At 68.6% G+C, this 24,548-nt stretch carries 27 protein-coding genes and 1 tRNA gene; 21 read left to right on the top strand and 7 right to left on the bottom strand.

Annotation, left to right across the window (positions count from 1 at the left end):
* Positions 1 to 133: 133 nt before the first annotated feature.
* From MLG87_RS09585 to MLG87_RS09560, 6 genes are all read left to right on the top strand, one after another.
* Positions 134 to 745, top strand: coding sequence for a TetR/AcrR family transcriptional regulator (locus MLG87_RS09585; protein ID WP_243294955.1), 612 nt, complete (start codon positions 134 to 136; stop codon positions 743 to 745).
* On the top strand, positions 742 to 2,109 hold the full coding sequence (locus MLG87_RS09580) for a TolC family protein (protein WP_243294954.1): 1,368 nt from the start codon (positions 742 to 744) through the stop codon (positions 2,107 to 2,109). The genes MLG87_RS09585 and MLG87_RS09580 overlap by 4 nt, the downstream gene beginning before the upstream one ends.
* 1 nt (position 2,110) lies before the next feature.
* Positions 2,111 to 3,109 carry an HlyD family secretion protein gene (locus MLG87_RS09575; RefSeq protein ID WP_243294953.1) on the top strand — a complete coding sequence of 333 codons (999 nt, stop codon included), beginning with the start codon at positions 2,111 to 2,113 and terminating at the stop codon, positions 3,107 to 3,109.
* A gap of 7 nt (positions 3,110 to 3,116) precedes the next feature.
* Positions 3,117 to 4,667 carry a DHA2 family efflux MFS transporter permease subunit gene (locus MLG87_RS09570; RefSeq protein WP_243294952.1) on the top strand — a complete coding sequence of 517 codons (1,551 nt, stop codon included), beginning with the start codon at positions 3,117 to 3,119 and terminating at the stop codon, positions 4,665 to 4,667.
* Positions 4,668 to 4,704: 37 nt separating this feature from the next.
* Complete coding sequence (locus MLG87_RS09565) at positions 4,705 to 5,124, top strand: hypothetical protein (RefSeq protein WP_243294951.1); 420 nt, start codon at positions 4,705 to 4,707, stop codon at positions 5,122 to 5,124.
* 95 nt (positions 5,125 to 5,219) lie between these two features.
* Positions 5,220 to 5,564, top strand: a complete 345-nt coding sequence (locus tag MLG87_RS09560; RefSeq protein WP_243294950.1) for a hypothetical protein — start codon at positions 5,220 to 5,222, stop codon at positions 5,562 to 5,564.
* Between the two features lie 75 nt (positions 5,565 to 5,639).
* Here MLG87_RS09560 and MLG87_RS09555 read toward each other — a convergent pair whose 3' ends face one another.
* The 3 genes from MLG87_RS09555 to MLG87_RS09545 form a co-directional block, all read right to left on the bottom strand.
* Positions 5,640 to 5,843 carry a cold-shock protein gene (locus tag MLG87_RS09555; protein WP_243287678.1) on the bottom strand — a complete coding sequence of 68 codons (204 nt, stop codon included), beginning with the start codon at positions 5,841 to 5,843 and terminating at the stop codon, positions 5,640 to 5,642.
* Positions 5,844 to 6,031: 188 nt separating this feature from the next.
* On the bottom strand, positions 6,032 to 6,823 hold the full coding sequence (locus MLG87_RS09550) for a hypothetical protein (RefSeq protein ID WP_243294949.1): 792 nt from the start codon (positions 6,821 to 6,823) through the stop codon (positions 6,032 to 6,034).
* 57 nt (positions 6,824 to 6,880) lie between these two features.
* Positions 6,881 to 9,013 carry an alpha-ketoacid dehydrogenase subunit alpha/beta gene (locus tag MLG87_RS09545; protein ID WP_425250883.1) on the bottom strand — a complete coding sequence of 711 codons (2,133 nt, stop codon included), beginning with the start codon at positions 9,011 to 9,013 and terminating at the stop codon, positions 6,881 to 6,883.
* Positions 9,014 to 9,224: 211 nt separating this feature from the next.
* Between MLG87_RS09545 and bioB the strand changes: the two genes are divergently transcribed.
* The 3 genes from bioB to MLG87_RS09530 all read left to right on the top strand — a co-directional run bounded on the left by bioB (position 9,225) and on the right by MLG87_RS09530 (position 11,153).
* Entirely contained in the window at positions 9,225 to 10,175 is a 951-nt protein-coding gene (bioB, locus tag MLG87_RS09540; protein WP_243294947.1) for a biotin synthase BioB, read from the top strand.
* A gap of 5 nt (positions 10,176 to 10,180) precedes the next feature.
* Positions 10,181 to 10,840, top strand: a complete 660-nt coding sequence (locus MLG87_RS09535; RefSeq protein WP_243294946.1) for a hemerythrin domain-containing protein — start codon at positions 10,181 to 10,183, stop codon at positions 10,838 to 10,840.
* Between the two features lie 67 nt (positions 10,841 to 10,907).
* On the top strand, positions 10,908 to 11,153 hold the full coding sequence (locus MLG87_RS09530; protein WP_243287683.1) for a CDGSH iron-sulfur domain-containing protein: 246 nt from the start codon (positions 10,908 to 10,910) through the stop codon (positions 11,151 to 11,153).
* A gap of 25 nt (positions 11,154 to 11,178) precedes the next feature.
* On the opposite strand, the gene MLG87_RS09525 is transcribed toward MLG87_RS09530, so the two are convergent.
* Both MLG87_RS09525 and MLG87_RS09520 read right to left on the bottom strand, forming a co-directional pair.
* Positions 11,179 to 11,898, bottom strand: coding sequence for an efflux RND transporter periplasmic adaptor subunit (locus MLG87_RS09525; RefSeq protein WP_243294945.1), 720 nt, complete (start codon positions 11,896 to 11,898; stop codon positions 11,179 to 11,181).
* A 35-nt stretch (positions 11,899 to 11,933) separates the two neighbouring features.
* The gene (locus MLG87_RS09520; RefSeq protein WP_243294944.1) at positions 11,934 to 12,293 is read right to left on the bottom strand and encodes a cytochrome c3 family protein; all 360 of its coding nucleotides are present in this window, start codon (positions 12,291 to 12,293) and stop codon (positions 11,934 to 11,936) included.
* Between the two features lie 217 nt (positions 12,294 to 12,510).
* On the opposite strand from MLG87_RS09520, the gene MLG87_RS09515 reads away from it, so the two are divergent.
* A complete protein-coding gene (locus MLG87_RS09515) occupies positions 12,511 to 15,114 on the top strand; it encodes a valine--tRNA ligase (protein WP_243294943.1) in 2,604 nt (867 codons plus the stop codon).
* A gap of 64 nt (positions 15,115 to 15,178) precedes the next feature.
* On the opposite strand, the gene MLG87_RS09510 is transcribed toward MLG87_RS09515, so the two are convergent.
* Positions 15,179 to 16,552 (bottom strand): cytochrome c3 family protein, encoded by a 1,374-nt coding sequence (locus tag MLG87_RS09510; RefSeq protein ID WP_243294942.1) that lies wholly within the window; start codon positions 16,550 to 16,552, stop codon positions 15,179 to 15,181.
* Between the two features lie 225 nt (positions 16,553 to 16,777).
* Between MLG87_RS09510 and MLG87_RS09505 the strand changes: the two genes are divergently transcribed.
* Together MLG87_RS09505 and MLG87_RS09500 are read left to right on the top strand one after the other, a co-directional pair.
* Positions 16,778 to 17,200, top strand: a complete 423-nt coding sequence (locus tag MLG87_RS09505) for a hypothetical protein (protein WP_243294941.1) — start codon at positions 16,778 to 16,780, stop codon at positions 17,198 to 17,200.
* The gene (locus tag MLG87_RS09500; protein WP_243294940.1) at positions 17,197 to 17,835 is read left to right on the top strand and encodes a 3'-5' exonuclease; all 639 of its coding nucleotides are present in this window, start codon (positions 17,197 to 17,199) and stop codon (positions 17,833 to 17,835) included. The genes MLG87_RS09505 and MLG87_RS09500 overlap by 4 nt, the downstream gene beginning before the upstream one ends.
* 4 nt (positions 17,836 to 17,839) lie before the next feature.
* On the opposite strand, the gene MLG87_RS09495 is transcribed toward MLG87_RS09500, so the two are convergent.
* Positions 17,840 to 18,010 (bottom strand): hypothetical protein, encoded by a 171-nt coding sequence (locus MLG87_RS09495; RefSeq protein WP_243294939.1) that lies wholly within the window; start codon positions 18,008 to 18,010, stop codon positions 17,840 to 17,842.
* A 57-nt stretch (positions 18,011 to 18,067) separates the two neighbouring features.
* Here MLG87_RS09495 and MLG87_RS09490 point away from each other — a divergent pair, with 57 nt between their 5' ends.
* The 9 genes from MLG87_RS09490 to MLG87_RS09455 all read left to right on the top strand — a co-directional run bounded on the left by MLG87_RS09490 (position 18,068) and on the right by MLG87_RS09455 (position 24,009).
* Entirely contained in the window at positions 18,068 to 18,637 is a 570-nt protein-coding gene (locus tag MLG87_RS09490) for a hypothetical protein (protein ID WP_243294938.1), read from the top strand.
* Positions 18,638 to 18,641: 4 nt separating this feature from the next.
* Entirely contained in the window at positions 18,642 to 19,133 is a 492-nt protein-coding gene (locus MLG87_RS09485; RefSeq protein ID WP_243294937.1) for a GNAT family N-acetyltransferase, read from the top strand.
* Entirely contained in the window at positions 19,120 to 19,491 is a 372-nt protein-coding gene (locus MLG87_RS09480; protein ID WP_243294936.1) for a YraN family protein, read from the top strand. Before MLG87_RS09485 ends, MLG87_RS09480 begins: the two co-directional genes overlap by 14 nt.
* A 192-nt stretch (positions 19,492 to 19,683) precedes the next feature.
* Positions 19,684 to 20,553 (top strand): MinD/ParA family protein, encoded by an 870-nt coding sequence (locus MLG87_RS09475; RefSeq protein ID WP_243294935.1) that lies wholly within the window; start codon positions 19,684 to 19,686, stop codon positions 20,551 to 20,553.
* Positions 20,554 to 20,567: 14 nt separating this feature from the next.
* Positions 20,568 to 21,455, top strand: coding sequence for a FliA/WhiG family RNA polymerase sigma factor (locus MLG87_RS09470; protein WP_243294934.1), 888 nt, complete (start codon positions 20,568 to 20,570; stop codon positions 21,453 to 21,455).
* Positions 21,456 to 21,583: 128 nt separating this feature from the next.
* Positions 21,584 to 23,416 (top strand): glutamine--fructose-6-phosphate transaminase (isomerizing), encoded by a 1,833-nt coding sequence (gene glmS, locus MLG87_RS09465; protein ID WP_243294933.1) that lies wholly within the window; start codon positions 21,584 to 21,586, stop codon positions 23,414 to 23,416.
* Positions 23,417 to 23,507: 91 nt separating this feature from the next.
* Positions 23,508 to 23,630, top strand: a complete 123-nt coding sequence (locus tag MLG87_RS16145; RefSeq protein ID WP_279341194.1) for a hypothetical protein — start codon at positions 23,508 to 23,510, stop codon at positions 23,628 to 23,630.
* 85 nt (positions 23,631 to 23,715) lie between these two features.
* Entirely contained in the window at positions 23,716 to 23,874 is a 159-nt protein-coding gene (locus MLG87_RS09460) for a hypothetical protein (RefSeq protein WP_243294932.1), read from the top strand.
* A 60-nt stretch (positions 23,875 to 23,934) separates the two neighbouring features.
* Positions 23,935 to 24,009: transfer RNA gene (locus tag MLG87_RS09455), tRNA-Val, on the top strand.
* The last annotated feature ends 539 nt before the right edge of the window (positions 24,010 to 24,548 follow it).

Below are 24,548 nucleotides of genomic sequence, written 5' to 3'. Positions count from 1 at the left end.
CAGGCTCCAAGAATTAATCAATCGTTTGAACCAGTCAAGGGGAAAATCGCCCTCAGGGTGTCTTAATTGATGACTTGACGGTCGTAATTAAAATTCTAGATTCGGAATCTGGAATGTGGATTCGGAGGCTCCAGTGCTGGACCGGAAGAGCCTTGAACGGCAGCAGAGACGGGATCTCCTCCTCGGGGCCGCGGGCCGGGTGTTCGGCCGGAAGCCCTTCGACGAGGCCACGATGCAGGAGATCGCCGCAGAGGCCCAGATCGGCATGCAGGGGCTCTACGAGCACTTCGCGTCCAAGCAGGACCTCTACGAGCAGGTGATGATCCACCGGGCCGAGGCCTTCTCCGCCCGGGCCGAGGAGGTCCTCCGGACCCCCCGACCGCCCCTGGAGCAGCTGCGGTCCATGTTCCAGGCCTATGCGGACCACTTCCGGGACCGGCTCATCTGGCTGCCGATGTTCATCCTCGAGCGGGTGCACTACGACTGGGGCTTCGAGTCCCGGTTCCTGCCCCGCCTCCGGGAGATCTACGAGGCCGAGCGGACGCGGCTGAAGGGCATCCTCCACCGGGCGGTGGAGGCCGGGGACCTCCAGGACCTGGATCCCGACTTCCTGATCCAGCTCTGCTTCGGCGTGCTGGAGGCCTCCCTGCACCGGAGCCACCGGACAGGAAAGGAGGAGGACCCCGGCGCCTGCGTGGAGCGCGCCATGGCCTGCTTCCTCCACGGCGCAGGAGTCCGGCCATGAGCCCGGCCATGAGATCAGCCATGAAGCCTGGAGCCGTGCTCCTGGCCTGCGCGACCCTGGCCGGGCTCCTGCGGGGCGGCGAACCGCTCAGCCTCGCCCGGGCCCTGCGCCTGGTCGACGAGCGGTCCCAATCGGCGGAGGCGGCCCGTTCGAGCCTCGCCGGGGCCCGGGAGGAGACGGCCCAGGTACGGGGCCTCTACTGGCCCGAGATCCAGATCCAGGGCGGCTACTGGACCACGGACCACCGTCCGGAGCTGCTGAGCCAGCCCATGCGGATCGGCCCGCTCACGGTGCCTTCCCAGGTCTTCCCCACCTCGGACAGCCAAGCCTGGCGCTACAAGGCCTCGGTCCATTACCTGCTGTGGGATTTCGGCCGGCGGAGCGGGGCCCTCTCCGCCTCCCGGGCCCGGGAGGAGGCCGTCGCGGGCTCCGGGGACGCCGACCTTCTGAAGGCGCAGAGCGAGGTGGCCGCCCGCTACTTCACGCTCCTGAACCTGAAGGCCCAGAAGCGCGTCCTGATCCAGCGCCGGGAGGCCCTGGAGACCCACCTGGGCCACGCCCGGGCCCTCTTCGAGCAAGGCATCGTGGCGCGCAACGACCTCCTGCGCACGGAGGTGGCCCTGCGATCGGTGGGGGACGCCGAGCACGCCCTCGACCAAGCCTACACTTCGGCCCTGGAGGGTTTGAACGTGGCCATGGGCCTGCCCCCCGGCACCGCCCAGGAGCTGCCGGAGGCCCTGGCCGGCCCGCCCGCCCTGCCCTGGGATGAGGCGCATTGCCGGGCCATGGCGCGGGAAGCGAACCCGGCCGTACGCGCGGCCCGCGCCCGGACCCGGGCCCTGTCGGACCAGGCGGCGTACCGGCGGAAGGACTTCCTGCCCACGCTGGCGGCCGAGGCCAGCCACACCTATGGCCAGAATTCCTTCCTGACCCACGAGCACGAGACGAGCCTGTTCGTGGGCCTCTCCTGGAAGCTCTTCGACGGCGGCGTCCGCGCCGCGCGGGTGCGCCAGGCGGAGGCGGAGACAGGCCGGGCCCGCCGGGACCTGCAGGAGGCGGAGCGCCAAGCCGAGACCTCCGCCGCGGCGGCCCTGCGGGCCTTCCGCCAGTCCCTGCGGGAGGTGGACACCGCCCGCCTCAACGTGGCCTCCGCCGAAGAGAACCTCCGCATGGCGGGCGACCAGTACCAGGAGGGCCTGGTGCGCAACACGGACGTGCTGGACGCGGAATCGGTGCTGGCCGAGAGCCGCAGCGCCCTGGAGGACCGGCGCTACCGGGCCTACGCCCAGCAGGCGGGCCTGCTCGCGGCGCTGGGCGAGGATCTGCCGGCCTTCTTCGAGGCGCACGCGCCCCGGGAGCAGTGAGATGGATGCGAAGACGAAGAAGTGGGTCTCCCTGGCGGTCATCCTCACGCTGGCCGTGATCGGCACCGTCTGGGCCCTGGTGCGCTGGCGCCACGGCCAGGTGTTTGTGGCCACGGACAACGCCTACGTGAAGGGGCACGTGGTGGCGGTGTCGAGCCACGTCCCCGGCCCGCTGCTCCAGGTGGCGGTCCAGGAGAACCAGGTGGTCCGGATGGGGCAGACCCTGGCCACCCTGGATCCCCGCGACTACGACGCGGCCGTGGCCCGGGCCGAGGCCTCCCTGGCGGAGGCCCGGAGCGCGCTCGCCCTGAACGAGGCGCAGATCGCCCAGGCCCGGGCCCAGGTCCAGGCCGCCGAAAGCCAGCGGACCCTGGCGGGCCTCGAGAAGCGGCGCATGGATGCCCTCCTCGCCCGGCAGTCCATCCCCCGCCAGAAGCACGACCAGGCCGCCACCGCCGAGGAGGTGGCCACGGCCCAGGTGGCGGCGGCCCGGAAGCAGGTGGCCGCGGCCCAGGGGCTGCTGGGCGTGAGCCGGAGCAAGGTCCAGGTGGCCCAGGCGGCCCTGGACCAGGCCCGGCTGCAGCGCTCCTACTGCGCGATCGCGGCTCCCTGCGACGGCACCGTGAGCCGCAAGCTGGCGGAGCCGGGCATGGTGGTGGCCGCGGGCCAGCCCCTGCTGGCGGTGGTGCCCCTCGGCCAGGAGGACCTCTGGGTGGAGGCCAACTTCAAGGAGACCCAGCTCCGGCGCGTGCGGCCCGGCCAGCGCGTGCGGATGAGGACGGACCTCGACGGCCGGATGTTCACGGGCACCGTGGAGAGCCTCTCGGCCGGCACCGGCGCGGCCTTCAGCCTGCTGCCGGCGGAGAACGCCACGGGCAACTGGGTGAAGGTCGTCCAGCGCCTCCCCGTGAAGATCGCCCTCGACCCCGGTGCCGACCCCGAGCGCAGGCTGCGCCTGGGGTTGAGCGTGGAGGCCGAGATCGACACCCGGAGCCGCTGAGACCGCCATGGACGCGCCGCGGGAAACCGCCCACAAGTGGATCGTCGCCCTGACGACCATGCTGGGGACCTTCATGGAGGTGCTGGACACCTCCGTGGCCAACGTGGCCCTGCCGCACATGAAGGGCACCTTCGCCGCGGGCACGGACGAGATCACCTGGGTCATCACCAGCTACCTCGTGGCCAACGCCATCATCCTGCCCATCACGGGCTGGCTGGGCGCCGCCTTCGGCCGCAAGCGCCTCTACCTGCTCTGCCTGGCCATCTTCACGCTGGCGAGCTTCGGGGCCGGCGCGGCGCCCAGCCTGACGTGGCTGATCCTCATGCGCGTGATCCAGGGGCTCGCGGGAGGCGCCATGGTGCCCATGTCCCAGGCCATCACGCTGGAGGCCTTCCCCCAGGAAGAGCACGGCATGGCCTCGGCGATCTTCGGCATCGGCGTGATCTTCGGCCCCATCCTCGGGCCCCTGGTGGGCGGCTGGATCACGGACAACTGGACCTGGCCCTGGATCTTCTGGATCAACATCCCCGTGGGCGTCGTGGCGTACTACCTGGCCTTCACCTTCGTGGAGGACCCGGACTACCTCCGGCGGCCCGAAGGCGCGGTGGATTACTGGAGCCTGATCTTCGTGGCCGTGGGACTCGGCTGCCTGGAGCTCTTCCTCAGCCGCGGCGAGCGCCTGGACTGGTTCGCCTCGAACGCCATGAAGGCCTGCGCGGGCCTCGCCGCCCTGGGGATCACGCTCTTCATCTGGCGCTCCCTCACCGCGGAGAATCCGCTGGTGGACCTGCGCATGTTCCGGCTGCCGGAGTTCGCCGGCGGCATGGCCATCATCTTCATCATCAGCGTCGGCCTCTACGCGGCGTTCATCCTGCTGCCGCTGTTCGTCCAGAACCTGCTGGGGTTCACCCCCACCTGGGCGGGCCTCATCCTGAGCCCGGGCGGCGTCGCGTCCGTGGTGGCCATGATCGCGGTGGGCCTGGCCATGGGGAAGGTGGACGTGCGCCTCATCGTCGCCGCCGGGGCCGCCTCCATGGCCTACTCGGCCTGGCTCCTCACGCACGTGAACCTCCAGACGGGCATGGCCTACCTCGTCACCGCCTGGATCTTCCACGGCCTGGGGCTGGGCTTCGTGTTCGTCCCCATCGCCACGGCCGCGGTCCAGCGCATCCCGCCGGCGCTCGTGGGCACGGCCTCAGGCATGTTCAACCTCATGCGGAACGAGGGCGGCAGCGTCGGGATCGCCCTCGCCAGCACGCTCCTGGCCCAGCGCGCCCAGTTCCACCACGCGCGGCTCGCCGAGCACATCACCCCGTTCAACGGGACGCTCCAGGCCAGCTACGTGAGCCTCAACCAGGGGCTCTTCCCCCGGGCGGGCCTGGATCCCGTGTCCGTGCGGGGCCTCAGCCAGGGCCTCATCGGCGCCGAGGTGACGCGCCAGTCCTTCCTCATGAGCTTCGTGGACGTCTTCGGCTTCCTCGTCGTGGTCTTCCTCCTGGCCCTTCCCTTCGTCCTGACCCTTCGCAATCCCCAAGGAGGCGGCCTCTCCCTGCACTGAGGCCGGCCCTCCACTTCTCATCGAAAGGAGCCCCACCATGACCATCCGGAGCCGGACCGCGCGGCTGGACGATGCCTCGGGAGAACTCGCCCTCTCGCTGGCCAAACTCGAGCTCGAGGCGGCCCACGGGTCCCCCGACCCCGACGAGCAGATCGACTTCGTCCGGGATCTCTCCCGGGTCGCCGTCGAGAAGCGGATCCGCCCCTGGCGCCTGCGGGCGATCCAGGCCACGATCCTCGGCCTGGCCTGCCTGGCCGGAACCACCGGTCTTCCCACCCTCTGGCCCGGTGCGCCGAGGGAGACCGCGGCCATCCTGCTGGGCCTGGCGATCCTCTTCCTGCTTCTGGCCGGGACGGGCCTGACCGTCTACCTGCGGCTCACTCAGCGCGAACACCAGTGGCTGAGCCAGAAGGAGGCGGCCATCCGGGCCGGCCGGACCATCCTGGATGAAGGCTGAAGGCCATCGGAGCAGCCCGCGCAGGTTGTGACCCATGCACCGAATTCCGCCCCGGGGCCGGGAAATCGTGATAGGAAGAAAGACGAGGTACGCCCATGCTCTTCCTGGTCTTCTATTTCATCCTGTTCGCCATCCTCCTCTTCCAGGGCACCCATGTGGCCGGCGAGGTGAAGAACCCTCTCGGCACTGTGCCCGAGGAAGTGGGCCAGGCCCCCGTGGCGTCCGCCCGGTGGGGCATCCTGCTCATCGGCCTGGGCCTCCTGGGCACGCTTGTCGGCCTGGCGAGCTTCAGCTGGACCGGCCTGGTGGCTCTCCGCCAGTCCCTGTTCTACCTGGGCCTCGGCGTCCTGGTCCTGTTCGCCCTCTGGGTGGTCTTCCTGGGCCGCAAGGCCGAGTTCATCGGCAAGCCCACGGTCATGGACGAGCACGGGCACCACTGACCGGCACCCCCGGGTTGGAACCTGAATGAGAAAAGGCGGCCCGATGGGCCGCCTTTTCGGTTGAACGGTAAAGGACTAGAGCTTCTGGACGTTGGTCGCCTGGGGGCCCTTCTGGCCCTGGGCGACTTCGAAGCTGACGCGCTGATTTTCGTCCAGCGTGCGGAAGCCGCCACCCTGGATGGCGGTGTGGTGGACGAAGAGATCAGCGCCGCCCTCATCGGGGGTGATGAAGCCGAAGCCCTTCTCGGCGTTGAACCACTTGACGGTGCCTTGAGCCATAACTGTTTCCTGCAGAACGTCTGGTGATGATGTAGCGATGACTTTCCCCAGACAAGGCCGTCATTGCGTTGATGTGAATTCCGCCCCTGGCGGGTCACGCAAAACAGCATGACAGGATTGGCGCCGTCCACCGCTTTTTTCTGCGGCCGGTCTTTTCGGGCGCCGCCCCGGGGGGCGCCCCTCGGCGCTCAGAAGCGGATCACCAGGCCCAGCCCCGTGATCCGCCGGTCGGCGCGCAGGTCCAGGTCCCCCTCCACGGATCCGCGGGGAATATGCGCGCGGGCATCCTCGAAGAACACCCGCAGCCCGAACTTCGGATAGAGGTAGGCCCGGGCGTCCACGCCGTACCGGAAGGAGGTGGCGCCCCGGTAGGTGATGTACCGGGCGTACACCCGGGATTCGAGAAGGCCGTCGACGCCTGAAGACCAGCCCGTGAGACCCACCTGGGGGACGATCCAGCTGGAGTGTTCCGACTGGCTTCGGGGGGTTGATGTGAGGGTGAGGGCCTGGAGATCCACCCGGAAGACCTGCGCGCCGAGGTCGAAGCCCAGCCACGCATCAGGGCGCCGCACGAACTTGTAGGTCCAGAGGCCCTCCAGGACCTCGACCTTCGCCTGCGTCTGGAGCGGGGTGCCCGCCGCGTAGGACCTCCCGTCAATGAGGATGGCGCGGGGCAGCACCCGATCGCCCCGGTAGCGCGCGGAATCATAGGTGAGCTGGAAGCCGTGGGCTTGGCCCTGGTATTCCAGCAGCCCCCCAAAAGGGTTCCCATCCCGCCCCAGCCCGAGGTCCGAATCCGTGTCCACCAGGGAGGCCTTCCCGTCGCGGATTCCATCGAGGCTCGCAGACAGCGAGGGCTGCACCCGCTGGAAACCCAGGGTCCAGCCCGTCAGGGCCGCACCGGACGCGCCATCAGCGCGGCCCAGCTGGGCGAAGACCGGAACGCCCAGGAGAAAGAGCAGGATTGGAGCCAGGCGCATGGACCCTCCGGTCATGGCCCATCCTACCGGTCTCTCGCGGAGATTTCCTTCCCCGATTCAGATGGCGACTAGCTTCCGGAAGGCTTCGAGGAAGTCCTTGGGCTGAGGCAGGATCTCGTCCTCCAGGGCCGGGTGGTAGGCCACCCAGGTGTCCTTGGCGGCCAGACGGCGGACCGGCGCGTCCAGGTGGAAGAAGAGCTCGTCGGCGATGCGGGCGGCGATCTCCGCGCCATACCCCCAGCTGAGGGTGTCCTCGTGGGCCACCAGCACGCGGTGGGTCTTCTTCACCGTCCGCTCGATGGCTTCCCAGTCATAGGGGCTGAGGGTGCGGAGGTCGATGATCTCCACGGAGAGCCCCTCCTTCTCGGCCTCCCGGGCGGCCTGGACCGCGCGGTGGACGGTGTTGCCGAAGGTGATGACGGACAGGCTCGTTCCTTCGCGCACGGTCCGGGCCTTGCCGAAGGGGATCATGAAGTCGGGGCCCGGATCGTTGCCCTTGTTGTGGGTCTGCCGGTAGAGGTGCTTGGGCTCCAGGAAGAGCACGGGATCGTCGCAGCGGATGGCCGTGCGCAGCAGGCCCGCGGCGTCCAGGGCCCGGCTGGGGCAGACCACGCGCAGGCCGGGGATGTGCGTGAAGGTGCTCTCGCCGCACTGGCTGTGGTACGTGGCGCCGCCCATGAGGTAGCCGGCGATGGGCACGCGCACCACCACGGGTGCCTTGAAGGCCCCGTTGGAGCGCCAGCGGATGGTGGCCAGCTCGTCGCGCAGCTGCTGCATGGCGGGCCAGATGTAGTCGAAGAACTGGATCTCCACCACCGGCTTGAAGCCACGGGCCGCCAGGCCGATGGCGCGGCCGATGATGGTGGCCTCCGCCAGGGGCGAGTTGTACACGCGGTGGCTGCCGAACTGCTTCTGCAGGCCGTGGGTGGCCTTGAAGACGCCGCCCTTCCCCTTCACCTCGCCGAGGATCTCCGTCCGGCTGGCGTCCGCCACATCCTCGCCGAAGAGGAGGATGCGCGGGTCCCTCGCCATCTCGTGCTTCAGGGTGGCGTTGACGAGGTCGATCATGGTCTTGGTGCCCGTGGCCTGGTCGCCCGCGGCGTCCTCCGTGTCGAAGGCCGCCGAGGTGGGATCCACCTCCTCGCTGTAGAGGTGCTGGTAGAAGCTTCCGGGCTCAGGCTTCGGGGCCGCGTCCGCCTCCTCCCAGGCCGCGTCGATCTCCGCCTGGACTTCCTCCTTCAGCATCTGCAGCTGCTCGGGGCTGAGATCCCCCCAGGCCACCAGCTGATGGGCGTAGATGGCCACGGGATCCCGCAGCGCTTCCGCCTCCCGCTGAGTCTTCGACTTGTAGAGCTGCTCGTCATCGGACAGCGAGTGGCTGTAGGGCCGGATGACCCGGGCGCGCACCAGGGCGGGGCCCTTGCGGGCGCGCACATGGTCCGCCGCGGCCTTCATGGCCTGGTAGCTGGCGAGGGGATCACAGCCGTCCACGTCGTCCAGGATCAGCAGGCCATGGGGCTCGTAGCCCTTGAGGAGGGCCGCCACGTTGCCGCCGGGGTACTGCACCTCGCTGGGCACGCTGATGGCGTAGCCGTTGTCCTCCACCAGGAAGACCACCGGCGCCTTCAGGTTCACGGCGTTGCTGATGCCCTCCCAGAACTCGCCTTCGCTGCAGGTGCCGTCACCGGTGGTGACCAGCACCAGCTGGTCCGGCGCCGTTCCGAGCACATCCTGGAGTCCGCCCTGTTCGGCGCGCAGCACCGCCTCTGCGGCCCCGACGGCCTGGAGGAACTGGCTGCCCGTGGGGCTGGAGGTGGTGAAGATGTTGAGCCGCTGGTTCCCCCAGTGGCTGGGCATCTGCCGGCCACCGCTGGCGGGGTCCTCCACGGAGCCCACCGAGCCCAGGAACATCTCCTTGGCGGAGTAGCCCAGGCCATAGGCCAGCGCCCGGTCCCGGTAGTAGAAGAAGAACCAGTCGTGGCCGGGCTTGAACACCATGGCGGCAGCGGCCTGGATGGCCTCGTGGCCCACGCCGTTGATCTGGAAGAAGACCTTGTTCTGGCGCTTGCCGGTGATTTCCTTGTCGTCGATGCGGCGCGCCGCATAGATCGTGCGGAAGAGACGGACGCGCTGCTCGCGGGTCAGGGTCGTGGCGGGCGCGGACAGGTCGGAACGGGCGGCCAAAGGCACTCCTCACAAGGGGTTCTGAGCCATCTGGGGCCCCTCAATCTAGCACGGAGGCCAGCCGTCTACAGATGACCCGTCTATGAGGGGGATCAAGGGGCCAATATGGGGTCATTCGAGTTGTCGACACAGACCACCACAGATCAATAAGGGACGCAAGGGTCATAAACCGCGCCTTCGAGCCTTATGGATAGAATGGGCCCTTTGCGAGTGGCCCATGCCCCTGTCCCCCTCCGAGATCCGCGCCATCCACGACCTGCCCGTGCCCGAGCTGCTCTACCGGGCGGCCACGGCCCACCGGGCCCACTGGAATGCGGAGGAGATCCAGTTCTGCACGCTGGATTCCATCAAGACTGGCGCCTGCCCCGAGGACTGCGCCTACTGCCCCCAGAGCGCGCGCTACCAGACCGCGCTCAAGGTCGAACCGCTCAAGGACGTGGAGAAGGTGCTGGCCGGCGCCGCCGAGGCGAAGGCGAACGGCTCGACGCGGTACTGCATGGGCGCCGCCTGGCGCGAGGTGAAGGACGACGCCAACTTCGACGCCGTGCTCGACATGGTGCAGGGCGTCTCCAGCATGGGCATGGAGGTCTGCGTCACCCTCGGCATGCTCAACACCGACCAGGCCAAGCGACTGAAGGCCGCCGGCTGCCAGGTCTACAACCACAACATCGACAGCAGCCGCGACTTCTACGAGACCATCATCCACACCCGCAAATTCGACGAGCGGCTGGAGACCATCGCCGCCGTGCGCGCCGCCGGCCTGGAGGTGTGCTCCGGCGGCATCGTGGGCATGGGCGAAACGGTGGACCAGCGCATCCACTTCCTCCAGGAGCTGACGGAGCTGGAGCCCACTCCCGAGAGCATCCCCATCAACCAGTTTGTGGCCGTGGACGGCACGCCGCTGGCCAACGTGGATCCCCTGCCCCCGCTCGAACTCGTGCGCATGATCGCCACCGCCCGCATCCTCTTCCCGAAGAGCCGCATCCGCCTCAGCGCCGGCCGCACGCAGATGAGCGACGAACTGCAGGCCCTCTGCTTCTTCGCGGGCGCCAACAGCATCTTCACGGGCGAGAAGCTCCTCACCACGCCCAACCCCGGCGGCAACCACGACCACTGGCTGCTGAACGCCCTGGGCATGCGGGTGGAGGGCGCCGCCGTTAAGCTGTAGGCATCATGAAGCTCATCGACGACCTCCGCGCGGAACACGACCTCATCGAGCAGGTGCTGGGCTCCCTGCGGACCTTCGTGAAGGTCCGGCTCGAGGGCCTGGGCGATCCGGCGGATGGCGTGCGCTTCATGGCCTTCTTCCGGCGCTATGCCGGGGACTTCCACCACCACAAGGAGGAGGAGGTCCTGTTCCGGGCCCTGGCGGAGCGCGCCGAGCTGCCCGCCCACCGGGGCCCCATCGCGGCCCTCACCGGGGAGCACCGGCGCATGGCAGGCCTGCTGGACGGGCTGGAAGGCCTGCTGGGCTCCGCCCTGGCCGCGGACGGGGACCGCCGCCAGGTGGAGGCGCTGGCCGTGGACTACAGCCGCTCCCTGTGGCGGCACATCGACGCCGAGAACTCGGTGCTCTACCCCCAGGGCGAAGAGCGCCTGCGCCGCTTCCATGTGCGGGACCTGCCCTCCCGTCCCATGACCGACGCCGAGGCCGCGGCGCGGGAAGGCGCCCTTGCTTTGCTCCTGGCCTACCCGCCCATGCACGATGCCGAGGTCCACCGTGGCGACGGCTGCGTCGCCTGCCCCTCCTTCGGCACCACCTGCGAGGGCCTCGAGTACGAGTGGTGGACCGAGCTGGAGTGGGAAGAGGCCGAGGAGCGCCGGGACGATTGAGGGTCCCTCCTCGACGACGGGGCTATAGTGGTCTTCCATCCACAGGCACCCCGACAGGAGGCACGCCATGACGGATCCCACGCCCCACATCGCCCAGAAGGGCCCGTACCAGGTGGAGGTCGAAGCGGGCAAGACCTACCACTGGTGCGCTTGCGGCAACAGCAAGAAGCAGCCGTTCTGCGACGGCTCCCACAAGGGCGGCCCGTTCGTGCCCCTGGCCTACACCGCCGACATCACGGGCACGAAGTGGTTCTGCGGCTGCAAGCACAGCGGCACCAAGCCCATGTGCGACGGCACCCACAAGAAGCTCTGATCCCGGGCTCCCGAAAGCAGCCGGATCACTCCGGGGCCAGCACCTGAGCCTTGAGCCCCGCCCGGAAGCGCCCCTCGGGGTTGGGCACCACGACCCGCACACGGACCCTCCCCGAGGCGTCCGCGCAGGGGTCGACCAGGGTGACCTCCCCCTCGGCGCTTCCGGCGGCGGGCTCGGTGAAGAGCACCTTCACTTTCCGGCCTGGCGGAAAGGCAGACAGGAGGCTAGGGCTCGCGGCGCACTGGACCACCACGCGGCTCAGGTCCATGAGGCGGAACATGGGCTGGGCTCCGGAGACCGCCTCGCCTTCGTCGCGGTACCGCTCGACCACGATGCCGTCCATGGGGGCTGTGACGGTGCGGAGCCGCACCTGCTCGGCGGCCGTCTCGTACTGGAGCCGCGCCAGCTCCAGGTCGATGCGTGACTCCAGGGCGCGGGCCTCGGGGATGATCTTGCTGTCGTAGAGGCGCTTGGCGCCCTTGGCCTCGAACTCCCGCCGCTCCAGCAGCGCCTTGGCCCGCTGCATCTCGAGCTCCTCCAGCTTCCCGTAGAGCAGGGCCAGGGGCTGGCCGGCCTTCACGGCCTCCCCCTCCTTCACGCGCATGTCCACGATCCGGCTCGAGACCGGAGCGCTGACCTCGACCTGGCGATAGGGGAGCACCTGGCCCTCCAGGGCCAACCCTCCGGCGGAAAGCGCCACCTGGCCGGACAGGAGCAGTGACAGGAAGCGGAAACTCGGGCCCATGTTCCTAGGGTACCGGCAACCACGGGCCCCGGGGCTCACTTGATCTTGAAGGTGAACTTCCCTTCGTGGCACTCCAGGCACTTCACCGCGGGCGCCTTGTGCTGGCGGTGGCAGTCCGTGCAGGGGTAGGGTTCGTGGGGCGAGGCCTGGGGAGGGGCATGGGGATTGGGCTTGGCGTCCTTCGTCAGGGCCTTCATGGCCGGATAGTCCCCGTGGCAGACCATGCAGGCCTCGTCCGGCACCGCCGCGGTGGTGGGCTTCTCTTTCTGGTGGCAGTCGTGGCAGATGAGCTTGGCCTTCACGTGGGGGGCCGGGAGGGACCGCTCCTGGGCCAGGCCGATCCCGGCCGCCAGCAGTCCCGACAGCCCCAGGATCCCCATCCGAAGAAGACGCATGTAGCCCCCTCATCCATGCCGCGATGCAAATGATGACCATGATATCGCATTACATTCAAGGGCCTTCCCCCTGGGGCCCCTGCCTGGAAGGCCCGTGTCCCCATGGGTAAACTGATCCATTGGGCTGGCCGCTCCGAATGCAGTCGTTCACATCGATCCAAATCGGCAAAACAGGTTTGGATCCGGGAAAGGCAAGGCAAAGATGGCAATGCATGAGATGGACAAGGCATTCGATTTCAGGACGGCGCAGACGCGCTGGTACGAAGTGTGGGAGGAATCCCGCGCCTTCGAGGCGGCACCGGAGAGCGGCAAGGAGCCCTGGTCCATCGTCATCCCGCCGCCCAACATCACGGGCAACCTGCACATGGGCCATGCCTTGGTGAACACGCTCCACGACGTGCTCACGCGGTTCAAGCGAGCCCAGGGCTTCGATGCGCTGTGGGTTCCGGGGACGGATCACGCGGGCATCGCCACGCAGATGATGGTGGAACGCCAGCTCAAGGCCGAGGGAACGGACCGCCACAAGCTGGGCCGCGACGCCTTCGAGCAGCGCATCTGGGAGTGGAAGGAGAAGAACCAGGGCGCCATCGAGCACCAGCTCAAGCGCCTGGGCTGCTCCGTGGACTGGACCCGCAACCGCTTCACGCTGGACCCCGCCCTCAACAAGGCCGTGCGCAAGGTCTTCGTGGAGAGCTACAAGGCCGGCCGCATCTACCGCGGGCCCCGCATGATCCAGTGGGATCCCGCCCTGCAGACGGCCCTCAGCGATCTGGAAGTGAAGTACGAGGAGCGCAAGGGCAAGCTCTGGTACCTGCGCTATCCCCTGGCGGACGGCAGCGGCGAGGTGGTGGTCGCCACCACGCGCCCCGAGACCATGCTGGGCGATACGGCCGTGGCTGTGCATCCCGACGACGAGCGCTACCAGGGCATGATCGGCAAGCTCATGAACCATCCCCTCACGGGCCGCCAGATCCCCGTGGTGGCCGACAGCTTCGTGGATCCCGCCTTCGGCACCGGCTGCGTGAAAGTCACCCCGGCCCACGACCCCAACGACTTTGCCGCGGGCCAGCGCCTGAAGCTGGACTCCATCACCATCATCGGCTTCGACGCGAAGATGACCGCCGCCGCCGGAGCCTACGCGGGGCTGGACCGCTTCGAGGCCCGCAAGCGCGTGGTGGCCGACCTCGAGGAGCAGGGCTTCCTCGTGAAGGTGGAGGACTACGTCCACAAGATCAGCCTCAGCGACCGCAGCGGCGCCGTGCTGGAGCCGCTGGTCAGCGAGCAGTGGTTCATGGACGTGAAGGAGGCCGCGGCCATGGCCCTGGAGGCTGTCCGCGACGGCCGCATCCAGTTCACGCCCTCGCACCACGCCGCCGTCTGGGAGCATTGGCTCACCAACATCCAGGACTGGTGCATCAGCCGCCAGCTGGTCTGGGGCCACCGCATCCCCGCCTGGACCTGCGACGCCTGCGGCCAGCTCCATGTGGAACTGGAGCAGCCCGCCGCATGCCGCGCCTGCGGAGCAGGAGAACTGATCCAGGATCCGGACACGCTGGACACCTGGTTCAGCTCGGCGCTCTGGCCCTTCAGCGTCTTCGGGTGGCCGGAGCAGACTGCGGAGCTGAAGCGCTACTACCCCACCAGCGTGCTCATCACCGGCTACGACATCCTGTTCTTCTGGGTGGCGCGCATGGCCATGGCGGGCCTCACTTGGATGGGCGACGTGCCCTTCCGCAAGGTCTACTTCAACAGCCTGGTGCGCGACGCGAGCGGCCAGAAGATGTCCAAGACCAAGGGCAATGTCATCGATCCGCTGGAGGTCATGGAGGAGTACGGCACCGACGCCCTCCGCTTCGCCCTGGCCATCATGGCCGCCCCGGGCACGGACATCGCCATGAGTCCCGCACGGCTGGAGGCCTCCAGGAACTTCTGCAACAAGCTCTGGAACGCGTCACGGTTCGTGCAGATGAACCTCGGGGCGGAGGTCACGCTGGCGACGGATCCAGAATTCGGCGAAGCCGAATTCTGGATGGCAGGAAGACTGCGTGAGGAGCTCACATCGGTCACTGAGTCCATCGAGGCCTTCCGCTTCCACGATGCCGCCGAGCGCCTCTACCACCTGGTCTACGACGACTTCTGCGCCACCTACATCGAGCTGGCCAAGGTGCAGCTCCAGAGCGGCACGAAGGCCCAGAAGGCGGCCATCCTCCACTTCCTCGACATCCTGCTGCGGGCCCTGCACCCCTTCGTACCCTTCCTGACGGAGGAGATCCACGAGGCGGTGATGGTGGAGCGCCTGCCCGCCGGAGAGCCGAAGCTGCTGGCCCAGCGGCCCTGGCCCATCGGTGAGGCCCTCCTCCAGGCGGAGGGCGGGGACGTCACCCTCATCCCCCGCCTCCAGGAGGTGCTCTCCGCCTTCCTGCGCCTCAAGGCCGAGCAGGGCGTGGATCCCGCGAAGCGCGTGGCGGCCTTCTGCTCGCTCTCCGAGCTGGCGCCCTTCAGCGAGGCCCTGAAGTCCATCGCCCGTCTGGAGTCCGTCACCTTCACGCAGGGCGACCTGGCCTCGTCCACCCGCGCTGTGGCCGTGGTGGCCGGCGGCGCCGTGGCCCTGGAACTGGCGGGCCTCAAGGATCCCACCGCCGAGAAGGCCAAGCTGGAGAAGGAACTGGCCAAGCTGGAGAAGGAGCTGGAGCCCCTGCGGGCGCGCCTCGCCGACGAGAGCTTCGTCACCAAGGCCCCCGAGGCCGCCGTGGCCAAGCTGCGCGGCCAGGCCGAGGAGAGGGAGCAGCGCCTGGCCCAGGTGAAGGCGCTGCTGGGCTGAAACGATTCCTGAGGCACGGCACCGCCTCCCGACCGGAGGGCGGTGCCGTACCCCAGGGACCGGCTCAGTTGCCGCCGCCCGAGCCCCCGCGTGCCTTCCACTGGAACTGGTGAGGCCACTTGGCCTGCTGGGTGACATCCTGGAATCCTGTGTGGCAGACGTTGCAGGCGGAAGGCTGGTTGTCGCCCGCGGCAGTGTGCTTGTGGGCGAATTCGCTGAACCCGCCCCCCTGGTTGGAGCTGTGGCAGGCGGCGCAGCTGGCGATGGCCTTGGCCTTGCCCTGGTACTGGATGGCCTGGGCGTTATCCGAAGGCTGGGAGGTGGGCACCATCGCGTGGGGGCTGCCGTGGCAGGCGGAACAGTAGAGATTGCCGTGGCCCCGCGCGTTCCGGTAGAGCGCGGAACCCGTGTCCACCTCGGCGACGCCGCTGTGGCAGGTCACGCACTTGGGCTCGCTGGCCCAGGGCACCCGGGTGCCGCTCTTGATGGTGTTCGCCACGTTGGCCATGTCCCCATGGCAGGTCGTGCAGTTCCCGTCAGTCGCGGTGTGGGCCAGGCTCCGGTTGCACTTGGTGGTGGCGCCGGGATGGCAGTCGTAGCAGGCGGCGCCGCGGGTGGCGTGGAAGCCGTGCACGGCCTGCGAGAGGTACATCCCCGAGGAGCCCGGCCCTGAAGTGCCGAGGGCCGGACTGCCGTGGCAGCTGGCGCACAGGACAGGCTTGCTCGCGAAGAGTTGGGTGCCGTGGGCCGCGTCATGCTTCCGGAGCACCTCGTTCAGGGCATCGCCGCCGTGGCACTTCGAACAGCTGATCTCATCCGAGGTGGGCACCGTGGTCGTGGTCTGGGCCACCACCTTGCCGCTGGTGTCCTTCACCGTGATCTCGCCCACCTGATAGGGGTTCCACACACCCTTGTCATCGATGGGCGTCAGCGGGATGCCCGAGGCCAGGAAGTGGTCGCCCTTGGCCAGCATGGTCCCGGAAAGGCCATTGTTCACGGTCGGATCATCGAGATTGAGGCCCTTGTCCGCGGGAAGGGACACGCCGAACAGCTTCTGCATGTTCGTCCAGAACTGCCCGAAGCTCCCCTTGGTCGAGGACTTGGTGTTGTTGAGGATCCGGTAGCTCACCGTGACGCCGGAGGTGACGGGCTGGGGCGGGTTGCCCCGCTTCACCACCTGGGCCACCACCGTGTTGTAGGGGGGCAGGATCACCGCGGCGTCATAACTGGGGTTCAGGCAGTGCATGCCGAGGTCGTTCCAGGCCAGCACCACGTACCCGGAGGAGCCGGTCCGGTTGGGCAGGGCCCTCTGCTCTGGCGTCAGCGCAGTGGAAGCCGCCGGAGCGTCCGGCTTCGAGCCGCCGCAGGCGGCAATGAGGCCTGCGAGCGCCAGGGCCGACGCGGCGCCGGCGAAGGTCTTGAAGGCAGTCCGAGTCATGGGTCCTCCCAGGAAGGAGTGGAGCGTGGTGGGGATGGACGCCCTGGAAACGAAGAGCCACGGACGCCGGGATGACCGACGGTACGATCTGCGTCATGACTTCGCCATATGACTTAAATCACATATTATTATATAGTTACAACTGTGGAACCGAACCTAGCACCTTGGACCTACCGGCCCGGCCCCATTCGTTCTGTCCCGCTTCCCGGGTGCTAGTCTTGAGTCATGACGAAGATCTACTACGCCGGCCAGGATGTGGATGCCCCCTGCGGGCGCTGCGGCGGCGAGACGCGCCACCAGGTCCTGACCGTGACCAATGGCGTCCCCGACAAGCTCATCTGCGGAAACTGCCGGTCCGTGCACAAGTTCCGCGCGGCCAAGCCGGAGCCCCTGCCCCGCGCTCCCCGGATCCCCGCGGCCGCCAAGGTCGGCGGACCCAGGCCCGGCTCGCTGGTGGCCCAGTTCCAGGAGGCCGTGGCCCGCGAACAGGGCGGCGCCCAGGCCCGACCCTACTCGGTGGCCGAACGCTGGGAGGAGGGCGCCTGGATGGACCATCCCGCCTTCGGCCTGGGGCGCGTCCAGCGGCGCATGGGCCGCAAGGTGGACGTGCTCTTCAAGGACGGCCTGAAGACGCTGGTCAGCGCATGACCCAGGATGCCCTCCTCGAAACCAGCTCGCCCGCGCTGCGGGAGCTGCGCTTCGCGGTGCTGGACCTGGAGACCACGGGAGGAAGCCCCAAGGCCCGCTGGGGCAAGGACGGACGGTTCATCCAGCCCTCGGAGATCACCGAGGTGGGCATGGTGCGTCTCTCGGGCCCGGTGGTGGAGGACCGCTTCTCCAGCCTGGCCGCCATCCAGGGCTTCCTGCCGGAGGAGATCCAGCGCCTCACGGGCATCAGCCTGCCCATGCTGGCGGGCGCGCCCCCCTGGGAGCAGGTGGCCCTGAAGCTGGCGCCGAGGCTGGAAGGCCGCGTCTGGGTGGCCCACCACGCGCCCTACGACGGCAGCTTCCTCAAGGCCTGGCTGCCCGAGGGCATCTGGCGGCGCCACCGCCTCGTCTGCACGCGCCTGCTGGCCAAGAAGCTCATCCCCGAGCTGCCCCGGCGGAGCCTGGCGGAACTCTGCGAGTTCCTCGGTATCACGAACACCCGGGCCCACCGGGCCCTGCAGGACGCCGAGGCCACAGCCGAGGTGCTCCAGCATCTGCTGCAGCGCGCGGAGGACCGGGGCATGGACGGAGAGGCCTTCCTCGCGGCCGGCGAAGTGGCCTGGAACAAGGTCTGACGGGCTACGGGATCATCTTCTTCGCCTTCTCGGCGGAGGCCTTGGCGTAGTAGGTGCAGACCCCTTTCTTGGCGTCGGGCGCGATGCCGGCGGCCTTGAAGGCCTCCTTGAGCTTCTTCTCGGGCACGCCCAGATCCTTGGCCCAGGCCGATGCCGTCTTCAGATCCTCCGCCATGGAAGCCTCCCTCCGGCCCCTGGGCCGGCTCCCGAAGGATAGCGGTACACTCCCCGCATGGATCTCACCCGCTTCCTCGATCTCGTCCGCACCCAGGGCTGGCAGGGCTGGTCCCTGTGGGCCGTCCTGCTGGCCCAGGCCCTGCTCTGGGTGGGGCTGGTGCGCCTGCACCTCTCCCTCCACCGGGAAGAAGCGCCCTGGGAGGAATGCATCGGGAAGATCCGCAGCGCCTTCCTGCGAAAGCTGAACGGCGAGGAGGAGATCCAGGAGCTGAAGGTCCACCGCTACGCGCCCCTCGTGGACCAGCTCCTGGCCCTGCACTTCGCCGAGGAGAAGAGCGAGCGCTTCGACCGCTGGCTGCTCCTGCGCTGGAAGGTGAAGGAGGGGCTGCGCCCCTTCTGGATCCGCTGGGGGCATCTCATCATCGCCTTCGGGGCCGTCACCTGGTTCCTTCAGGGGTTGCGCCTGGACCTGGGCACGGAGGTGCTCAAGCGCACGCCCGTGGATCCCCGCATCCTCTGGGTCTGGCTGGGCTACGCCATGATCCTCGCCTGGAAGATCGTGCGCCTCCACGGCAACCTCGAGCGCGTCCAGCGCAGCCTGCTGCTGCCCCGGCGGGACGAGTAGCGCCATGTCCTTCCTGATCCAGCCCTTCCAGCCGGACCTCGAGAACCAGGTGCTCGACCTGATCCTCCCCATCCAGCAGATCGAGTTCGGCGTGCCCATCACCGCCCGGGACCAGCCGGACCTGGCGCGGATCCCCGAGGTCTACCAGACGGGCCGGGGTGGATTCTGGGTGGGCCTCGCGGAGGGCCATGTGGTCGGGACGCTCGGCCTCATCGATTTCGGAAGCGGAGGCGCCCTGCGGAAGATGTTCCTCCGCAGGGACCATCGCGGCAGCGGGCTGGCCCAGGCCCTCCTCGACACCGCGCTCGACCACGCCAGGAACCACGCCCTCCCGGGCCTCTGGCTGGGCACCCTCCCCCACATGGGCGCCGCCCACCGTTTCTACGAGCGCAACGGGTTCCGGCGCGTGGGGCCGGAGGAACTGCCCTTGGACTTCCCTCGCATGGCCGTGGATACCGTGTTCTACACATTGGATCTCCTCCGTGCGTCGCGGTGAGGCGGCCCGCCGCCTGGGCCTGAGGGCCGAGCGGCTGACGCTCTGGCTGCTCTGGGCCCGGGGCTGGGACCTGGTGGCCTGGCGGCAGAAGCTGGGCCGGTATGAATTGGACCTGCTTCTGAGCCGCGGGCCGGAGCTGCGCCTGCTGGAGGTGAAGGCCCGGCGCCCCGGCGCCTGGGTGGGCGCCGACACGGCCCTGGAGCCCGAGCAGCGCCTCCGTCTCCAGCGGGCCTTCCGCGCCTGGCTCGACCGGGTGCCCTGGCCCGGGGGGGTCACCTTCCAGCGGGTGAGCTGGGCCGGCCTGCGGTGCCGCTTCCATCCCCCGGAGCGCTGGGACGCCCTCAAGCTCCGCCCCTGAGGCCACCCGGAACCCTCGTCCCCGGCCGACCGGTACCGGGACAGCTCCGCGTGGCACAACCCTCGCCCCACACCCACCGGGTGTCGGTATGTTGACCTTCCAGGACTGTCTGCTTCCATCACGGGCCCGCTCGGCCCGTCGGTCGGGCTCAGCCGCCTACGGCCTTCCGCCGGAGCAGGCCGGGGCGTCCGCATGAGCGACCACCCGGTTCCCCGGCTCCGCAGCCTTCCTCTGGGCCAGGGCAGCGAGGCGCCCATGTTCGCCGCCCGGGTCGTGGCCATCACCTCCGGCAAGGGCGGGGTGGGAAAAAGCAATGTCACCGCCGGCCTGGCCATGACCTTGGCCCGGCAGGGCCAGCGGGTGGTGGTCATGGATGCCAATTTCGGCCTCTCCAACCTCGACATCCTCCTGGGCCTCTCGCCTAAATACACGCTGGAGCACGTGTTGCGCGGCGAGAAGGTGCTGGAGGAGATCCTCGTCGAGGGACCGATGGGTGTGCATATTCTGCCCACAGGCAGCGGCCTCCAGGAGCTGACCCGCCTCGACACCCTGAGCGAGCTGCGCCTGGTCCAGGGCCTCCAGCGGGTGGCGGAGACGGTGGATTGGCTGCTGATCGACACGGCCGCCGGCATCCACGAGTCGGTCCTCAAGCTGCTCCTCGCGGCTCAGGAGGTCATCCTCGTGGCCACGCCCGAGCCCACCAGCCTGGTGGACGCCTACGCCATGGTGAAGGTGCTGCACCTGCGCGAGCCTTCGAAACCGCTCTGGCTGCTGGTGAACAACGGCCACAGCGCCGACGAGGCCCGGGAGACCATCGACCAGCTCCAGGAGGCCACGGAACGGTTCCTGGGCAAGCGGCTCCAGGTGCTGGGTATGATCCCCCACGATCCCCACATCCTTCAGGCGGTTCGCCAGCAGCGGGGCGTGGTGGAGCTCTTCCCGGACTGTTCCGCCGCCCGGGCCTTCGGCGTCATCGTCCGGCAACTGCTGAGCCAAACGTCCTTGCAGGCCGATGACTTTGCGGCATTCTGGAAGCTGCCCGCGCCCGGTGACGCTCCCTAGGAACCTGGATGGTCGTGAGTCCTGACCATGAGCCCTTCGATTCCGGTCCATCGACTGGAGATGAACTGGCGCATGCCGTGTCGGCGGCTCCGGCCGCCCTCCGCCCCTGGGCGGCCCTGCTGGCGGCCAGCGAGCGGGCGAAGGAAGCCGAAGCTGCCCCCGCCGAGGACGACGGCGAATCCGAACCCTTCGACCGGAACAACCGCGAGCAGATCATCAAGGACTACGTGCCCCTGGTGAAGTTCGTGGCCCATCGCATCGCCTCGCGCCTGCCCTCCCACGTGGAGCTGGACGACCTCATCAACAGCGGCATCCTGGGCCTGATGGACGCCATCGAGAAGTTCGAGCCCACCCGCAACATCAAGTTCAAGACCTACGCCGAGCTGCGGATCAAGGGCGCCATCCTGGACGGCCTGCGGGACCTGGACTGGGTGCCCCGCAGCCTCCGGCGGAAGAAGAAGGACATCGAGACCGCCTACCGGCTTATCGAACAGCAGAAGGGCCGGGCGGCCTCGGATGAGGAGGTGGCGCGCCACCTGGGCATCCCCCTCGACGAGCTGCACAAGAACCTGGATGAGCTCAAGGGCGTCACCCTCGGCACCTTCGTGGAGGCGGGGGAGGACGGCGAAGGCGAAAGCCTCATCAGCTTCGTGCCGGATCCGGACGCGGAGGACCCCCATCAGGTCTTCCAGACCGCGGAGATCAAGGACATCCTCCAGTCGGCCATCGAGGGGCGACCCAAGAAGGAGAAGTTCGTGGTCCAGCTCTACTACTTCGATGAGCTGACCATGAAGGAGATCGGGATCCTCCTGAACATCACGGAATCCCGGGTCTCCCAGCTGCACACCAAGGCCATGCTGCAGCTCCGCAGCAAGCTGCTGGAGAAGCAGATCCGGGGTTGACGGCGCCCGGCGTGGCGCCGGCGCCACAGCCTGTGGTCCCCGTCCCACCGCAGCCCGTGGCCCTCCCACCACATTGGTCCGGGTGACCGTGCGCGCTAAGGTGAACGCGGACAAGAACGGAGGTCGGCATGTGCGGCATCGTCGGATACATCGGCCAGCAGGGCGCGGCGGGCATCCTGGTGAACGGCCTGAGGAGCCTGGAATACCGGGGCTATGACAGCGCGGGCGTGGCCCTGTCGGACCCCAAGGATGGCTTCCGCGTCATCCGGGCCTCGGGCAAGCTGGCCAACCTCGCACAGAAGGTGGATCTGTCGGACCCCACGCCCCTGGGCATCGGGCACACCCGCTGGGCCACCCACGGCCGGCCCACGGAGGAGAACGCCCATCCCCACCGCAGCGGCGACGGGCAGGTGGTGGCCGTCCACAACGGCATCTTCGAGAACTTCCTGGAGCTTCGGGCCGAGCTGAAGGCCGCCGGCGAGACCTTCCGCTCCGAAACGGACACCGAGTGCTTCCCCGTCATGGTGTCCCACCTGATGAAGCACGGCATGAGCTTTCCCGAGGCCTTCCGCGAGGCCGTGGGCCGCATGCGGGGCATCTACGCCCTGGCCTGCCTCCAGGCTTCCGACAAGGACCGCATCCTCGCCGCCCGCAGCGGCCCCCCCCTGGTGCTGGGCCTGGGCGAGGGCGAGACGTTCCTGGCCTCGGACGTGGTGCCCCTCCTGCCCCATACCCGGCGCGTGATCTTCCTGGAGGATGGCGACCTGGTGGAGCTGACCCGCGAGGGCGCCCGCATCTTCCGCCTGGACGGCAGCGAGGCGCACCGCCCCGTCCACACCATCCCCTACGATCCCATCGCCGCGGAAAAGGGCGGCCACAAGCACTTCATGCAGAAGGAGATCTTCGAGCAGCCCCAGGCCCTCTCGAACACCCTGCTGAACCGCCTCCCCCTGGACGCCGAGGCCATCCCCCTGGACCTGCCCTTCAGCGCCCAGGAGCTGGCGGACCTCAACCGCATCCACATCGTGGCCTGCGGCACCAGCTGGCATTCGGGCCTGGTGGGCAAGTTCCTCATCGAGCAGCTGAGCCGCGTGGCCGTGGAGGTCGACTACGCCAGCGAGTACCGCTACCGCGAGCCCGTGATCCAGCCGGGCACGCTCCTCATCGGCATCACCCAGAGCGGCGAGACCGCCGACACCCTGGCCGCCATGAAGGAGGCCGCCGCCCGCGGCGCCCGCACCCTGGCGGTGTGCAACGTCATGGGCTCCACCGCCACCCGCCAGGCCGAGGCCACCATCCTGACCCATGCGGGCCCGGAGATCGGCGTAGCCTCCACCAAGGCCTTCACCACTCAGCTCGCCGTGCTCACCCTGCTGGCCCTGAAGCTGGGCGAAGCCAAGGGCACCGTGGATGCCGTGCTCAAGGCGGAGCTGCTCCAGGGCCTGCGGGAGCTGCCCGCCCACCTGGAGCGCCTCAACAGCCTGGAACCCCAGATCATCCAGTGGGCCCAGCGCTGGAAGGACGCCACGGACTTCCTCTACCTGGGCCGCGGCCCCTGCTACCCGATCGCCCTGGAAGGAGCCTTGAAGCTGAAGGAGATCTCCTACATCCACGCCGAAGGCTACCCGGCCGGCGAGATGAAGCACGGGCCCATCGCCCTCATCGACAAGACCCTGCCTGTCGTGGCCCTCATGCCCCACGACGCCCACCGGGAGAAGACCCTCAGCAACCTCCAGGAGGCCGCCGCCCGCGACGGCCGCATCCTCGCCCTGGTCACCGAGGGCGACACCGGGCTCACGGGCATCGCCGAGGACGTGCTAGAGCTGCCCGCCGTCCACCCCTGGCTGGCGCCCATCGTCTATGCCGTGCCCCTCCAGCTGCTGGCCTATCACATCGCGGTGCTGCGCGGCTGCGACGTGGACCAGCCGAGGAACCTGGCCAAGAGCGTGACGGTCGAATAGCCAGGCCCGAAGTTCCAGGAAAGTCACAGCGCCCGCCAGGGCCCGGACCCATCCTCGACTGTGGACGGGTGTCCCCTGGATGGAGGCTGCCATGGCCGCCCACTTCCTCCGCCGCCACGACTTCACGCACGACCCCTCGATCGATTGGCTGCTGATCCTGATCGGGGCCCTGTTCGCTTGGCTCTTCTGGCCGGCCACCCACGTTCACCATTGACCCTTTCCCGGGGGTTTGGATAGCGCTGGGCTGGTTCGCGACCGATGTTGGGTATGGACCGTGGTCCTCAGGATCGGAGGTTCCCATGACCACCCACGCCCACCCCCATCCTCATGGTCATCCCCACTTTCATCCCCAGGTGCCCCTCGCCCGGTTCACCGTGGATCACCCCTACGCCGCCGAATGGACCCTGGTGATCCTCGGCACCCTGGCCGCCCTGCTGCTCTGGTTCTGGAACAGCTGACCCCCGCCCCGCCTGGAGGCTCGACAGCCGCCCCCGTTCCGCTAAGATAGAGCTTCGCGCTGGCGCGTAGCTCAGGGGTAGAGCACTACCTTGACACGGTAGGGGTCGGCGGTTCGAGACCGCCCGCGCCAACCACTGAAGGCCGCTGACAAGCGGCCTTTTTTGTATCCCCAATCGGGCGGTCGAACCGCCGAGAAGCAGCGGCGACCCCGTAGCGGCCCGGTGGAGACGCGCCAGTGGCGCGTCGGAGCCGCTTGGCCGCGGGGCCAGCCGCGCGCCGGTTCGAGACCACTCCCAACAACTAGCCAAAGACCGTATTTCTGGCTTTTTCTGCCTTACCAATCGGGTGGTCTCGAGCCGCCGAGAACGTCCGGCGCGTGGTGACTCGGGGCTCCGCCCCTCGCCCTTCGGGCGGCAATCCGCTTCGCGGATTCCGTCCTATCCTCCCTTCGCTCCGCTTCGGTCGGATGGTCGAGACCGCCCGCGCCAACCAGCCCGGGCTGTTGCTTCCCGAAAACCACCCGGACCTGTAACCCTTCGGCGCCCGGATGCGTGTCGTCTCTTGAAGGGGCAGGCCGAACAGGGTCCCGATCCCAAGGACGGGGCGAAGCCCTGAACAGCCTGCCAAACCCACCACACGCATCCTTCGCGGCTTTTTGCCATGGATGCCAGCA

The organism is Geothrix mesophila, assembly GCF_022808835.1.
In the GTDB taxonomy this organism is placed as follows: Bacteria; Acidobacteriota; Holophagae; order Holophagales; family Holophagaceae; genus Geothrix; species Geothrix paludis.
Note: the sequence above shows the minus strand (reverse complement) of the source record. Positions and strands in the feature narration are given on the sequence as shown.